The following is a 15,897-nucleotide window of genomic DNA, read 5'->3' on the forward strand; positions in this document are numbered from 1 at the left end:
AATCTAGGGGTTTAGAGAAAAATGCCTCGTGGCTGAAAAAGTCGGCAATGCAACAAATCTCTGTTTCATCCTTTATCCTTTATCCTTTGTCCTTTATTCGGTTACGTTTGGTATTATCCGTTACCATTGCTCTTTTGCTCTTTTTGACGTTAGTCACAGGATTACCTGCATCTGCCGCAGAAATGCCTGAAATTGAGCGGCGGGGTTATTTTAATATCGCTGTTAAAGATAACTTGCGTCCCTTAGGTTTTAGGGATGCTAACGGCAATCTCCAAGGCTTAGAAATTGAATTGGCGCAACGCTTGGCAGCCGACTTGCTGGGTAAAGCAAATGCTGTCAAGTTACAACCTGTAGCCAACCGCGATCGCTTATTGGTAGTCTTAAATCACAAAGTTGATTTTGCGATCGCTAGAGTCACGGCAACTGAATCACGCGCCCGTTTAGTTAGTTTCAGTGTGCCTTATTATTTTGATGGCACTTATTTAATTACCAAAGATGCCAGCATACAGCAGCTGCGAGATTTAGCCAAACGAAAAATTGCTGTACTCAACCACTCCAATACAATTGCTCAAGTACGTTATTACATTCCTAATGCTGGGTTAGTAGGTGTAAATTCTTACCAGGAAGCACAAGAGCAATTAGAAAATAATCAAGTTACGGCTTTTGCTGCCGATGCCAGCGTTTTAAGCGGTTGGCTGCAACAATACCCACAATATCGACTGTTGCCAACCAAGCTATCGACAGAACCTTTATCTGTAGTCATGCCCAAGGGATTGCAATACGACGAACTGCGACGTAATGTAAATGAAGCGATCGCACGTTACACAGTTCAAGGTTGGTTAAAGCAACGCGCCCAATATTGGGGATTACCATAAGGCAAAATGCAAACGGTAAAAGTTAAAAGAGTTATTGTACTTTTGCCTTTTAACTTTTAACTTTTAACTTCTCTAAGGTTGATAATAGATAGAGAAATTAGTTTTAATCTTTGTCTTAGCAGGCGATGAATGATAATTTAGCTGTTGTTTACCTCTCGATTGTAGTAGCAATTCTGACATTTGCTGTTGTGAGTATTTTCCGCCAAATTCTCAAAACTCGGAAGTTAGAAAGCGCGTTTTCTAAACTGCAAAAAAAATTGGAGAAAGAAAAAGGTACAACTCAGGAATATTACGAGTTAGCCTGTATCTATTCTGAAAAAAAATTGTATACCCAGGCGATCGCGCTATTTCAAAAAGCTCTCAAAGCAGCAGAAGAAGAAGGCGAACAAGAAATTGCTCCTATTTATAATGGGCTAGGTTATACTTACTTTGCCCAAGAGCAATATGATCTAGCAATTCGTCAATACAAAGAAGCACTGAAACTTAAGCCAGATTATGTAGTTGCCTTGAATAATATTGGTCATGCCTATGAGCGCAAAAAATTAAATTCTCAAGCACTACAAAGTTACGAAGAAGCTCTCAAATTAGCTCCTAATAATTCCACCGCTAAACGTCGTGCTGAATCTTTGCGCCGTTTGGTTTCTGTATAGTTCAGGACTGATACCAATAGGTTAAGGTTCCTATCTTGTTTAGATCCCCGCAACCCACCCTTAAAAAAGGAGCTAATAACCCTCTTTTACCTCCTTTTTAAGGGAGTCGCCGCAGGCGGGGGGATCTAAATTTAGGTTCTCTAATGAGTACTCGACAAACCGGACTGGTCGCTATATCATGGTTATATTAACTTGATGATTGACAAATCAAAGCGGGGTTCAAAAACCCGGGGTATTCGTCAAAATCACCAGAACCTTGACAACAAAATACTTACAGCGTTTCATAGATTGGGAAAGTTGAGAATTAGTCGCAATTATGACGGCTGAAATTGACCTATTTTTGAGATTCGTCAAATCGCTTCCCAGGAAGCTTGCTCTGTAACAGTTTCAGAACAGCGCAGTTTCTAACCACTAATTCCCCTCACGGGGACTGAAACGTAACCAGATTAGAACTATCACAGCTAGGACAATCTAAGTTTCTAACCACTAATTCCCCTCACGGGGACTGAAACTTTGTGAGTCTTTCCAGGGTTAAAGTGATGTCTAGTAAGTTTCTAACCACTAATTCCCCTCACGGGGACTGAAACATGGATTCCGACGGATCAGCAATGGACACCGAAAAGTTTCTAACCACTAATTCCCCTCACGGGGACTGAAACGCTCCTGATTCTTCTAAATCAATCAGCACTTTATTAGAGTTTCTAACCACTAATTCCCCTCACGGGGACTGAAACAAAATAATTTTGCTTCTTGAGTATAATCAAATAAGTGTTTCTAACCACTAATTCCCCTCACGGGGACTGAAACTCATTTTCTCTTTGATTCTTGATAGGGAGTTACCCATATTTCCTAGTTTCTAACCACTAATTCCCCTCACGGGGACTGAAACCCGCAAGTCTAAGTCTGGTTCTAAATTTTCAATTACGTTTCTAACCACTAATTCCCCTCACGGGGACTGAAACTTATCGTCACTCCAACATCGGAGGTTAATTCACAGTTAAGTTTCTAACCACTAATTCCCCTCACGGGGACTGAAACGTTACTCATGTTTAGCGGCAACGCGTCTCATACGTTTCTAACCACTAATTCCCCTCACGGGGACTGAAACTCGGAAACCTTGTTGCGTACCCACTTGTTGTTTTTGGTAGAGTTTCTAACCACTAATTCCCCTCACGGGGACTGAAACCTAAAAATTCACTTCCGACATCGGAACAGTTATGAAAGTTTCTAACCACTAATTCCCCTCACGGGGACTGAAACATGAAGATTACCGGGCTAAAGCGTGGAGAGTTGGATGTTTCTAACCACTAATTCCCCTCACGGGGACTGAAACATTGAGGTAGGAGAGAATTCCAAAGAGGACTTATATGCGTTTCTAACCACTAATTCCCCTCACGGGGACTGAAACTGGCACTCCTCCAGAATCCTTCCCTGAAAGACGCTGTTTCTAACCACTAATTCCCCTCACGGGGACTGAAACCGCATTACCCCAAATAATCACAGTGGAACCTCAAACAGTTTCTAACCACTAATTCCCCTCACGGGGACTGAAACACGCCACCAGATAAAAGTCTTCCGCGAATACTACGGATTGGTTTCTAACCACTAATTCCCCTCACGGGGACTGAAACAGCGATTATTTATCGTCAATACAATGGTTTATCAAGAGTTTCTAACCACTAATTCCCCTCACGGGGACTGAAACTTACGATCCTGAGACTGGGGAGTGGAGCGATCGCCCGTTTCTAACCACTAATTCCCCTCACGGGGACTGAAACTCAAGAAACTGGAGGTTAGTTAATGGATGAAATCTCTGTTTCTAACCACTAATTCCCCTCACGGGGACTGAAACATAGCATCAGACAATCTATCTAGCAAGTCTTGAGGGTTTCTAACCACTAATTCCCCTCACGGGGACTGAAACATAGTTATATGCAACCATGCCGTTGTCAGCAAGAGCGAGTTTCTAACCACTAATTCCCCTCACGGGGACTGAAACCAGTGAATTCGAGATATAAAATTATTGCCTGTAATGTTTCTAACCACTAATTCCCCTCACGGGGACTGAAACAGGAATCACAGAAACTTAACCTCAAGCTGGCGGCAATGTTTCTAACCACTAATTCCCCTCACGGGGACTGAAACCAGAAGAAGAATTATTTATCAATAAGCGATCGCTAGTTTCTAACCACTAATTCCCCTCACGGGGACTGAAACACCTTACCGAATGCGTTCCTTAAAGACACGCTTGGGAGGTTTCTAACCACTAATTCCCCTCACGGGGACTGAAACCTGACGGTAGCGCAGTTTACCAGACAGTTGAAGTTAGGTTTCTAACCACTAATTCCCCTCACGGGGACTGAAACACCTCTCGTGCCATATATAACCACGTTCATTATTAAGTTTCTAACCACTAATTCCCCTCACGGGGACTGAAACTTTTGCGTCGTATCTCTACGGTCGTACTCGCAAGAGTTTCTAACCACTAATTCCCCTCACGGGGACTGAAACACACGAACATGTGGTTAACACTTCCACTACTAGTATTGTTTCTAACCACTAATTCCCCTCACGGGGACTGAAACTACCTAGTGTGATATATGATGGGTGTTCTTTGATAAGTTTCTAACCACTAATTCCCCTCACGGGGACTGAAACACGCCATTAACAAAGAACTGACCATACAAAGAAACGTTTCTAACCACTAATTCCCCTCACGGGGACTGAAACGATGATATTTGCCTTAGCAAAGTTTTGAGACAGAGTTTCTAACCACTAATTCCCCTCACGGGGACTGAAACAATCCTAACCATTCGCTCATTAAACTATTAGCGGGTTTCTAACCACTAATTCCCCTCACGGGGACTGAAACTACTTCTCAACTTTTATCAAGATGCCCGACGCTGACAGTTTCTAACCACTAATTCCCCTCACGGGGACTGAAACAGGTTAGGGGGAACTAAAAGCTATTAAACAATAAGTTTCTAACCACTAATTCCCCTCACGGGGACTGAAACAACCAATGATGTGGCAGCTTTGGGTTATCCGTGGCGTATTTGGTTTCTAACCACTAATTCCCCTCACGGGGACTGAAACAATGTCTGACGTGCATATTCAACTGCTTAGATTATTTTGTTTCTAACCACTAATTCCCCTCACGGGGACTGAAACCTCAACTTCAGCGAATTGTCATCTACCGCAGTAAGGTTTCTAACCACTAATTCCCCTCACGGGGACTGAAACTCGACATCAGCCAGAATTCGCCAAACGTCACCGCTAGTTTCTAACCACTAATTCCCCTCACGGGGACTGAAACTACGAAGATACCCACTGCCAACAGTCACGCTGAGTTTCTAACCACTAATTCCCCTCACGGGGACTGAAACATCTTTTTCATTTATCCACACGATGCCGAGCGATTCAGTTTCTAACCACTAATTCCCCTCACGGGGACTGAAACTTTATGAGTTGTGCCAATAACGCTTGACCTTGAAGGTTTCTAACCACTAATTCCCCTCACGGGGACTGAAACCAACACAGAAATAGGTGTCTCTTGGCTATTTGAAGCGTTTCTAACCACTAATTCCCCTCACGGGGACTGAAACTCTCATAAACCCCCTTTCGGAATTCATCGACATCATATAAGGTTTCTAACCACTAATTCCCCTCACGGGGACTGAAACCTTACCAGTCCCAGGCACATCTTCAAAAGGTAGAACTCGGTTTCTAACCACTAATTCCCCTCACGGGGACTAAAAGAAATTGTCCGATGGCAAAATCTATGGGTTTTTTATAAAACTAACATTTGTGCATACACAACTACATTCGGAAATAAAACCGGATTTATATAGTTAATACTGAGAAATAAATAGAAGTTATTTGTTTACTAGTGACAGATGATGAAGAAACTGCGGTTTGCTGTTTTAGCCATTAATATTATTATCTGCCTGAGTATATTTTTTGGAATAATAAGTAAAATCTCTGCTCAACAACCGCAGATTTTACACCCTTTAACGCCCTTAACAGAAACAGAACTTACTACAGCCGTGGAGGTAGTTAAAAAAGCAAAATCGTTAAGCGATATGGCTATTTTTTCGATTGTGGCTTTAAAAGAACCAGATAAACAGGAAGTTTTAAATTTTACCCCCAATCAAGAATTTCAACGGCAAGCTTTTTTAGTAGTATACGAGCGCCTACAAAACAAAACCTACGAAGGGATAGTAGACTTAAAAAAGCAATCGCTGAATTCTTGGCAAGAAATAGCCAATGCTCAAGCCGCTTTAGGTTATACAGAATGTGCGTTAACATCTCAAATTGTTAAAGCTGATGAACGATGGCAAAAAGCCATGCAAAGAAGGGGAATTAAAGATTTTGATGATGTTAAAGTTAGTTGTTGGGCGGCGGGAATCTTAAGTAAACAGGAAGAATCAACAGGCGATCGCCTAGCTCGTGGATTATCTTATTATCGAGGCAATAACTGGAATTATTACGGTAGTCCTATTGAAGGTGTATTAGCGACAGTTAATTTAAATACAGCTAAAGTCGTCAGTCTAATAGATAAAGGAATTGTACCATTCTCCAAAGAAAACTGGGACTATGATCTAAAATCTTTGGGTAAATTACTCACACCACCAAAACCGTTAAGATTTTTTCAGCCTTATGGTAAAACCTTCCAAATTAACGGTAATGAAATTAGTTGGCAAGGTTGGAAATTTCGCTATTTAATGCACCCGCGTGATGGCTTAGTGTTGTATTTAGTAAATTATCAAGATGGAGAAAATCTACGACGAGTTTTATATCGTGGTAGCCTATCAGAAATGGTAGTACCTTATGGTGATCCTGATCCTACTTGGTCATTTCGCAATGCTTTTGATGTTGGTGAATATAACTTTGGTGTGTTAGCGAATGCGCTGGAGTTGGGTAAAGATATCCCCAGCAACGGAGTTTTATTAGATGCGATATTTGCCAACGAACAAGGCGAACCTGTGACTATGCCGCGAGTTGTTGGTATTTATGAGCGTGATAATGGTATTCTTTGGAAACATTATGGATATGATACTCAACGTAATGATGTCCGCCGCAATCGGGAGTTAGTGTTAACTATAACGGCGACAATTGACAATTATGATTACAGCCTCAATTGGATTTTTCACCAAGACGGCACTTTAGAAGTGCAAAACGAGTTAAGCGGAATTGTTCTAGCCCAAGGGACAAATTCAGTAACAGAATCTTTTGATAATTCCTATGGACGGCTATTAGCTAAAAATATTTTTGGCGTAAACCATCAACACTTTTTTAATTACCGCCTAGACATGGATGTAGACGGACAGGCAAATTCTGTCACAGAAATGAATGTTAATTCTGTACCAATTAGTGGTAAAAATCCTATAGGAAATGCGATCGCAGTAGAAAACACAGAATTAACAACAGAAAAAGCTGCCATCCGTGATGTTGATACCAAACATAGCCGAGAATGGATGATTAGCAGCACCGATAAAAAGAATACTCTCGGTGTGGGAACTGCATATATGTTAATGCCAACTGGCAATACAATCTTTTTCCCAACCGAAGGTGCAGAAATTCGCAAACGAGCCGAATTTGCTACACATCACTTTTGGGTAACAAAATATAAACCAGATGAACTTTATGCAGCTGGTAATTATCCTAATCAAAGCCAACCAAAAGAAGGTTTACCAAAATATATTGCTGACAATGAATCATTAACAAATCAAGACATTGTAGTTTGGTACACAATGGGAATGACACACGTACCCCGTCCTGAAGATTGGCCTGTAATGCCTGTTCATCGCGTTGGTTTCAAGTTATTGCCTCGTGGTTTCTTTAGCCGCAATCCTGTGATAAATTTACCCGAATAACTATCATGTCCCCGCAGATCCCCGACTGATTTAGGACTTAAGCATTGACAAAAAAGACAAAAAGTGTGTAAGGAAAATTCAGCTAAAACAGCAAGGAGCCTCTCACCTACCCGAAGGGAGGTGATGAGAGGAATGGTGAGATAAACACGAAACGTCCCTTGACCACATCAATCCGCAGGATTGAGCGGGAGAGGGACAGTTGAGTTGTTATCAATATCTGGAATTTTTAACGAGTCTACAAAATTCTCAATAATGTGCGTCATAGTTGTATCTTTCATTTGAGCATACAAACGTAATTTATCCATCCTGCGTTTGCTCATCCGTATTCTTAAATAATCTTCTTTCATAAAATGCCCTCAATGTATCCTCGGTTATGCTATCATATCCATAGCCAGAGGTAACAAATAGGTGAGAACGGCATACCAATACAAACTACGTCCAACAAAACAGCAAGCGCAAGAAATAGATCGATGGTTGTCTATGTGCTGCGCTCAATATAACTATTTGTTGGCGGATAGATTTAATTGGTATGAGCAAAATCGTTGTCCTGTCAACGCTTGCCCTCTTGTTTGTCATCTTCCAGAATTGCGGGATAATCCTGAATATTTGGGACAAAAAAGAACTCTTCCTAAGCTTAAAAAGACACATCCACATTACAAGGATGTTTACTCGGATGTTTTGCAAGATGTAGTTAAGCGAGTCAAATTTACATTTGACCGATTTTTAAAAGGTGATAGCAACGGCAAGCGTAGCGGTAAACCAAGGTTTAAATCACGCAATCGTTATCGAACTTTCTTGTATCCAAGGGTCAAGCCTGATTGCGTTTCTAATGGTAAAATCTCTCTACCTAAGCTGGGAAATATTAAAGTCGTTTTGCATCGTCATATCCCAGACGGACTTAAAATAAAAACCGCATCTGTTACCAAAAAAGCCGATGGATACTATGTAACCCTAAGCCTGGAAGATTCAACCGTTCCAACGATTAAGCCTGATTTCAACGCTGATTCAATAACCGGGGTTGATGTTGGTCTAAAGGAATTTTTGACAACATCTGAAGGTGAAACTGTTGCAATTCCTCAACATTATCGCAAAGCGCAGAAACGGTTAAGAGTTACTCAAAAACGTGTTTCTCGTCGCAAGAAAGGTAGTAACCGAAGATTAAAGGCAGTTAAACAGTTAGGAAAACAGCACAAAAAAGTTGCTGACAAACGCAAAGATTTTCATTTCAAAACTGCTAACAACTTATTAAAAAAATATGATGTTGTAGTGGTTGAAGATTTGAATGTTAAGGGACTTTCACGATCTAAACTAGCAAAGTCTGTACTTGATGCTGGGTGGTCAAGTTTTCTGTCAATTCTGACAAACAAAGCCGAAAACGCTGGTTTGTTGGTTATCCCAGTTAAAGCGTCCAGCACTAGTCAAGATTGTTCTAATTGTGGTGTCAAAGTTCCTAAGAAGTTGCATGAACGCTGGCACGATTGCCCCAATTGTGGATGCAGTCTTGACCGTGACCATAATGCGGCTATAAATATAAAAAATAGAGCGGTGGGGCATCCCGTTCTGAAAGCCAAGAGTCTCCTAAGCGATAGCCGGATTGTCTTGGAAGCCTACACTGTATGCTAAGCATCAGTGTAGGAGTATGTCACAAAAAACCAGCTATCGCCAATTACTAGAGACGTGAAAAACAGATAATTTACTTGACTGTGTTTAGGGTTCGGATAATCAGAGCAATAAACATTTCTAGAGAGCAAGGCTCACAAACGATTCGAGGTAGCTTTCAAGAAAAAGCGAGAGATTTAGCGATCTCACCTTCCTATTGCTTAAGTATCTGAACCTTGACAATAAAATAAGTAATAGCGCCGCAGTTTATGTTTTTTTTAACCACTGAACTGTGAAAAATCCAGGGTAGTTTGACTATTGGAAGATAGTCTTGCTTTCTGCCCCTAGTAGCTGCGCACCCTGATGCTAACGACATCCAGTTTGTGAATGTACATAATGACTAAAGGCTGAAACATTTATATAGTAAGATTTTCAAATATGGCTCAGGTCGGATTTGAACCAACGACCCCAGGCTTATGAGTCCCGTGCTCTAACCAACTGAGCTACTGAGCCTAACGCTTTTGCATTAATTCTTAATATAGCATACACATTTGGTCATGACTAGTCTATTTGGCAATTCATTTTTGTAGATAAATATAAATAACCCCAACAAAGCAAAAGAGGGAGTAAACTCCCTCTAGATAACAAGGCAATTACTAAGTTGGATACAGCCAAGGATTGATTATATACGGTTCTGTTGTGGTAGGAAGGCAATGGGGTTAACTGCACCCTTACCGGAGGGATGGATTTCAAAGTGGCTGTGTGGCCCAGTGCTGAAACCTGTACTACCCATCAGTGCAATAGTTTCGCCTTGACGCACTTGCTGACCTACTCGGACTAAAATTTTGCTGTTATGACCATAGCGAGTCATACTGCCGTCAGGATGGCGAATATCGACAAGATTACCGTAGCCACCTTTATTCCAGCCAGCTTTCTCAATTACACCGTCTGCCGATGCGTAAACTGGTGTTCCAGTAGCGTTAGCAACGTCAATGCCTTTGTGCATTCTTCCCCAACGCCAGCCATAACCAGAAGTAAAGACTCCTTTTGCTGGCCAAATGTAGGCTACAGATGAACTAGAAGGTGGTGGTACAGCCTCATCAACGGGTTTTGGTAGATATTGCTCTACTGCTGCTAAAGGTGGTAACTGAGGAGATACCTTAGTTCCCCGCATTCTACCTAAAGAGTCAGCAGCGTTAACACCAATGGGTGGTGTTGCTACACGACTACCAGAGGTATTCTGGTAAGGAGAAAATGTACGTGCTGCTTGATTGGGTAGAAATTCTGGGTTGATTGGCTCGTCAGTGGTGCGAGTAGCACGAAATTCAGGCTTAACTGGTTGGGCTGTGTAGCTTGGCAAAACTGGTGTAGGAACAGGAATTGGAACTGCAAAATCCTTAGTTCCCGACACTGGCTTGGTGACAGACAAGTTACTGGGACTAGCTACAGGAATGGGTATAGCAGCTCGATTATTTTCAATTGCCGGAGTGGGAGTAGCAGCTACTACACTGCCTGATTCTTGGGCGCGGTATTTCTGCTGTAATTTTTGAATTTCTGCTTGTAAACTACGCAAGCGGGCATTATCTCTGTTGAGTGCAGCGTTTTGTGCAATTTGTTTTGCTGGCTGTAGTTCGGCAAAAACTTTGGGTACTGGAGTATCACCACCCACACCATAAGCGTCAGCACTAGCAGAAGGTGTGACTATATCAATTTTCTGCGGGTTAGGTGTGGTAGTAGGGTTGGGTGAAACTGGCGCTAACGATAAATTTGGCTCAGTGCTAGCTGTGCTAACAGGTACAGATGCTACTTTAAAATTATTGTTAGACTGGGCAACAGCTGGATTCATAACTACTGGAATGGGAATTCCAGCATTGCCATTTGTTTTAGCAGCAGGAAGAATTAGTTTTTGACTGATCCGCAGCTGATTTGGGTTGCTGATATTGTTGAGTTTTGCTAGTTCTGCAACTGTGGTGTTATATCTGTTAGCGATCGCAGCTAGCGTGTCTCCTGGTTTAACTTCGTAAGCTGTATCAGTATCTACTGGGGCTTTAATTTGTGGTGTCCCAAGGTTAGATGTGGTTGCTACTGGTTGTGCCTGCTCACTAGGAGACTTTGTTTGTTTAGCCTCAGGAAAGAATTTTGTCTTGTCTTCATCGACAAGAGCGGGTAACTGTGGGGTTGCTTGTTCTGCACTGGTCTGCGGCAATGTCTCTTTTGCTGTTGTTTGCTGCGCCGATGCAATCGTTTTAGCTGAATTTTTGGACTCCCCAGACCGCAACTCCGCCAGACTTGCTCTTAAACGATTCGATTTTTCCTGTAAGCGATATAGGGCAAACTCTTGTTGCGCTTTTAGTTGCGCGTTCACATCTTCGCTGTTGACTGTATTTTCATTCACCGTCGTGGGTAGTTGATCTGCCCCCAAAGCGGTTTGCGTACCAGCATTAAGAGTTTGCTGTAATGCTTGTTTATCCTTAGCTAGTTGCGGTGGCTGATTAATAGAATTTTGGTCTACTGCTGTGCTGGCAATATTCTCTGGTGCTGGAACTGGCACAGACATCCCACTTGCCGCAACTTGTAATTTAGCTTCAAGCCCAGGCAACTGTGAAATTGCTGTTGGTTCCACAATGACAGGATTCTCAGGTATGGTCGCTGAGGATACTAGTTTGGTCTCTAACTTTGTGGGAACAAATTTCATCTCAGTATCAGAAGCGGCAGATATTGTAGAGGCTGCTTTTTGGCTGCCTACGGGGGCCGCTGCTTGGGCTTGATCGCTTTGTCGAGTCACTAGAAGGCTGGTTGCCCCCATTGAGATAGCTAAACCTATCATGGCCGCTTGCGTAGTAACCCGACGATGGGTTTTAGCACTGACCATACTTAACGTTTCGATCGGGGTAGCATCACTGCTGGGGGTATTTTTCAGCACAGCCTTTACTCTTTTTTTCAATGCTCGTTTCAAAGACGACCTCCTATGATCACTAGCGCTTAACTGACCTCGATTTTGCAGTCGGATACTAGTCAATGATTCAGATCACATCGAATGATAGATCGTGATCACATTCATCAGAGATACTTACGCAAGATTAACCTGCTTCTCTGATTTAGACAAGTTCACACCTGTTAGCAAAACATAAAGTTGCTGTGCTTACTTGTCCGCTCCACTCCTCACACCCTAGAACTTTTGCTTTTTATGTGTGTTAGCAACTGTTTCGCGTGTCAGCAATTTAGTTGCTATTGACTTTTTAAAAAGCGATGCTCTCTGCTGTAGATATCTTCAAGGTTTTTATCCCCGATCCGTCTTCCCAACACGAGACTTTACGTTGATTCTTCCCTAAAAGACAACCGTACAAATTCTCAACTACTTTTGTCCTCCTGAAATATACTTATTCGGTGAAAATATTATAAATGCTTGTGATGTAAGGTTTTGCAGCTTTTTATTCTTTATGAGCAGATATGACAAATTCACCAAAATATATCATTCAATTCTGGTGGATGCTCAAAAATCCTATATAAATTTCTTATATGAAATGTCAGCTATCTGATGACATTCCACTGTGTTTACACTGAAAAATATCTTAATATCGTATAAAAATGATAAAAATTTTGCGTAAGAATATATTTACTGATTGCCGTAAGCCTTTAAATAATTAGGCTTTTTAGTTTTTATCAGTATTTGCACTTGTATGATTTTTAGCGAATAGCTAAGATAAGTAACCTAGTTGGCGACGCGATTCAAACAAGCCGACAGCAACACTTACAGAAAGATTTAAGCTACGCACCCCAGGTTCAAACATGGGAATGTATAAGGTTTGATCACAAGCTGATAAGGCTTCTGGTGATAAGCCAGTAGTTTCACTACCAAATAGCAGCCAATCATCAGGTTGATATTGAAACTGTACATAATTAAAACTCCCTCTGACAGAGAAACCCAAGCATCTACCTCCCCGTTGCTGATGCAGGCTTTTAAATGCTGCCAGTGATTCGTGATAGTGCAGTTTTACATAAGGCCAGTAATCTAAACCTGCCCTTTTGAGGTAGCGATCGCTAATTTCAAATCCCAATGGCCCTACTAGATGTAATTCTGTACCTGTTGCTGCACAAGTACGAGCAATGTTTCCTGTATTGGGGGGAATTTGGGGATTAACTAAAACTACCTGAGGCATTGTCTGTTGCACTGAGTAACTGTATAAAAAGTTATCTTGATAAATAAAAATCTATCAAAAGGTATAGCCTATTCATAGGTTTTGTTAATAATTATCACGCAATTTCCATAGATTAGTTTTTTAAAACAAAAAATTAGCCAATTTTCCCATAAAAGCTTGAGGGAATATATTGAACTCTTGGCAAAATTACTTTGTTTTACCTGAACCAGTAATAGATTAATTGCGCATAAGGCAAAAACTTTTAATTAACTTGCCACATTTCCTCTTAATCTATGTCTTAACTACCTAAGCTACTTTTAACACTACTAGACTACTTGTTGTTATCAATATCGCTATAAATGGGTCAGGTTCTAGATAGTTAGAACCTAAACCCAATTAAGCTAATAAAGAAGAACACAATTTATTTTCTAATTCGATTTCTCGTTCTTGGGTGGCTACAATTGCTTGAGTAATGACGCGTTGAGAGTCAAAACCCACGCTGTGTAATTGAAGCCATTGTTGGGCTTCGTTACCTTCACGGAGAATTTTATGTAAGGGAGAAAGAAAACAGCTAAAGCCTTGTTGTTTAGCGATCGCCCACACTTGATGATATAGTTCAGCAATCCAGTCTCTGGCTAAGATAGTTCTGCCATCTTGCCAATGCTTGAGTTGGGCATCAAGACTAGCACTAGCAGCTGCTATTTCGTTGTTAGTGGTTAAAGATATAAGTTCTTCAGGGGAGAAGGTGCTTTGAGTAAGCGGATCTAAATCGGGATGCTCTATTATCTGCAATAAACGCGCTTCTAACAATGCGGTAATTGCTAGTAATGCGATGGGATCTGTTACTAAATCACAAATTCGTAGTTCTAAGCGATTGAGATCGTAAGGGCGGCGATCTCCATTTGGTCTGACTGATACCCATAAATGCCGGACATTTTGCATTGTCCCAGCAACTAATTGCTCTTCTACCCATTGAATATGATGGGCATGACTTTCAAACAAAGGCACATATTTAGGCGTTTGAGGAAAGACACCCCAACGAGTAGAGTGATAGCCTGTAGCTTTGCCATTAAAAAAGGGCGATGAAGCACTCAGGGCTAAAAATAAAGGGGCTTCTAGGCGAATGACGCGACACGCCCGCATTAACACTTCTGGGTCGCTAATCCCTATATTGATATGAACGCTAGCGGTAACTACGTTAGTGCCGTAGGTTTGCTCAATATAGTCATGATAAGGGTTAGTAGGATCAGAACGATAGAAGCGATCGCCCCCACTCAAAGATAGGGTACTGCCAGGAATTAATGTGTAGTTACCTAAACGCTGGAGGTACTTTCTCAAGTCACGGCGGGGACGAAGTAACGCACACAAAAGCTTTTCGTAACTTGTGAATGGACTAGTTACGTATTCTACATTGCGGCTGTCTGGTTCCCGCATAAACCCATCTAAGTCTGCGACAATTTTATCGGAGAGACCAACAATTTCACCTTGAGGTGTGCCAGTATACATCTCGATTTCAAAGCCTTTTGATAGCACCACTGAGTTCTCCTTGGCTCTCCTAGCCTATTAATTGTATCGAATTAGACGATTTTCTGTGTCTTTTTGCCTGTTATTAAACGTTAAGAATCATTGATTAGGCAATTTCAAAGACGGTTTTTTAGCCTGATTTCTTAGTTATCACTTAATCGTAAAAGTATAAATTTTCTTTCTCTCTTAATAGGGAGATTTAGATATAACATTAGGTTGAAAAATAAGAGTGATGGTTCTAAGCTGTTGTTTAAAGTCGAAATTGCTGATATGTCTGGCTAGCAGCACGATGTAATAGAGAATGTCGCCAAACTAGCGAATTCATATCGTCGGCATAACCACCACCAATGACGCAGGCGACTGGATAACCTGCACTGACACAGGTAGTTAAAACCTGCATTTCTCGACGGAAAAGCCCAGTATCTGTTAAGGCTAATTTTCCCAAGCGATCGCCTATATGCGGATCAACACCTGCATCGTAAAATACTAGATCAGGCTTGACATCTGTTAACAAATCTGGCAAGTAACTCGCCAAAATTTGCAAATAGGCATCATCTTCTATCCCTACAGGTAAGGGAACATCTAGATCGCTTTTTTGCTTTGTACCAGGAAAATTGACTTCACAGTGCATTGAGAAAGTGAAAACACTTTCATCATTTTCAAATATGAAGGCTGTACCGTCTCCTTGATGGACATCCAAATCTACAATCAGGATTTTTTGGACAAGCCCCTGCTTTTGCAAAACACGGGATGCGATCGCTAAATCATTGAAAATACAATAACCAGACCCATAACTGGGAAAGGCATGATGAGTACCGCCAGCCGTATTGCAAGCTAAACCCTGACTTAAAGCCAGCTGCGCAGTAAGTATTGTACCACCAACTGCTACACAGGTACGATTCACTAAAGCAGGACTCCAAGGCAAGCCAATCCGACGCTGCACTTTAGGGTCTAGAGTTCCTTCGCAATAGGCGCTAACGTACTCTGGGGTATGTATTAGCTCAATTAACTCTTGAGGCGGACGCGTTGGAGTGTGAAACTGTTGGGCTTGTGCCACACCATCATCTACTAGTAATTGGTACAGTTTACGAAACTTAACCATCGGGAAACTATGTCCTTCAGGTAGTGGTGCAACATAATCTGGATGATAAATAATTGGCAAGTCCATTTTAAATAATATTTTTCTCGGGACTAGTACAAAAAGGCAAAAGTAAAAAGAAAGAATAACGATACC

The 15,897-nt window shown here is 41.5% G+C and carries 9 protein-coding genes, 1 tRNA gene and 1 CRISPR repeat array; of the genes, 4 read left to right on the plus strand and 6 right to left on the minus strand.

All coding sequences use genetic code 11. From position 1 onward, the window contains the following. The first annotated feature begins 47 nt into the window (after positions 1–47). From H6G69_RS10760 to H6G69_RS10770, 3 genes are all read left to right on the plus strand, one after another. A complete protein-coding gene (locus H6G69_RS10760) occupies positions 48–875 on the plus strand; it encodes a transporter substrate-binding domain-containing protein (protein ID WP_190685823.1) in 828 nt (275 codons plus the stop codon). Positions 876–1,000: 125 nt separating this feature from the next. Then, positions 1,001–1,525: a tetratricopeptide repeat protein gene (locus tag H6G69_RS10765; RefSeq protein ID WP_190685727.1), complete on the plus strand. Its 525-nt coding sequence runs from the start codon at positions 1,001–1,003 to the stop codon at positions 1,523–1,525. A 399-nt stretch (positions 1,526–1,924) separates the two neighbouring features. Then, positions 1,925–5,284: a CRISPR direct-repeat array (repeat unit 37 nt; unit sequence GTTTCTAACCACTAATTCCCCTCACGGGGACTGAAAC). A gap of 137 nt (positions 5,285–5,421) precedes the next feature. Then, positions 5,422–7,401: a primary-amine oxidase gene (locus tag H6G69_RS10770; protein WP_190685729.1), complete on the plus strand. Its 1,980-nt coding sequence runs from the start codon at positions 5,422–5,424 to the stop codon at positions 7,399–7,401. Positions 7,402–7,568: 167 nt separating this feature from the next. On the opposite strand, the gene H6G69_RS10775 is transcribed toward H6G69_RS10770, so the two are convergent. Next, positions 7,569–7,748, minus strand: a complete 180-nt coding sequence (locus H6G69_RS10775) for a hypothetical protein (RefSeq protein WP_190685732.1) — start codon at positions 7,746–7,748, stop codon at positions 7,569–7,571. Between the two features lie 61 nt (positions 7,749–7,809). Here H6G69_RS10775 and H6G69_RS10780 point away from each other — a divergent pair, with 61 nt between their 5' ends. Continuing rightward, entirely contained in the window at positions 7,810–9,024 is a 1,215-nt protein-coding gene (locus H6G69_RS10780; protein ID WP_190685735.1) for an RNA-guided endonuclease TnpB family protein, read from the plus strand. 415 nt (positions 9,025–9,439) lie between these two features. On the opposite strand, the gene H6G69_RS10785 is transcribed toward H6G69_RS10780, so the two are convergent. From H6G69_RS10785 to H6G69_RS10805, 5 genes are all read right to left on the minus strand, one after another. Further along, positions 9,440–9,513 (minus strand) — tRNA-Met (locus H6G69_RS10785). Between the two features lie 169 nt (positions 9,514–9,682). Then, positions 9,683–11,956, minus strand: a complete 2,274-nt coding sequence (locus H6G69_RS10790) for a peptidoglycan DD-metalloendopeptidase family protein (protein WP_190685738.1) — start codon at positions 11,954–11,956, stop codon at positions 9,683–9,685. Between the two features lie 742 nt (positions 11,957–12,698). Next, the gene (locus tag H6G69_RS10795) at positions 12,699–13,160 is read right to left on the minus strand and encodes a tRNA (cytidine(34)-2'-O)-methyltransferase (RefSeq protein WP_190685740.1); all 462 of its coding nucleotides are present in this window, start codon (positions 13,158–13,160) and stop codon (positions 12,699–12,701) included. A gap of 375 nt (positions 13,161–13,535) precedes the next feature. Next, on the minus strand, positions 13,536–14,675 hold the full coding sequence (gene gshA / locus H6G69_RS10800) for a glutamate--cysteine ligase (RefSeq protein WP_190685743.1): 1,140 nt from the start codon (positions 14,673–14,675) through the stop codon (positions 13,536–13,538). A 238-nt stretch (positions 14,676–14,913) separates the two neighbouring features. Beyond that, positions 14,914–15,831 (minus strand): histone deacetylase, encoded by a 918-nt coding sequence (locus tag H6G69_RS10805; protein ID WP_190685746.1) that lies wholly within the window; start codon positions 15,829–15,831, stop codon positions 14,914–14,916. Positions 15,832–15,897 lie beyond the last annotated feature (66 nt).

Source organism: Nostoc sp. FACHB-110, from assembly GCF_014697425.1.
GTDB lineage: Bacteria > Cyanobacteriota > Cyanobacteriia > Cyanobacteriales > Nostocaceae > Nostoc_B.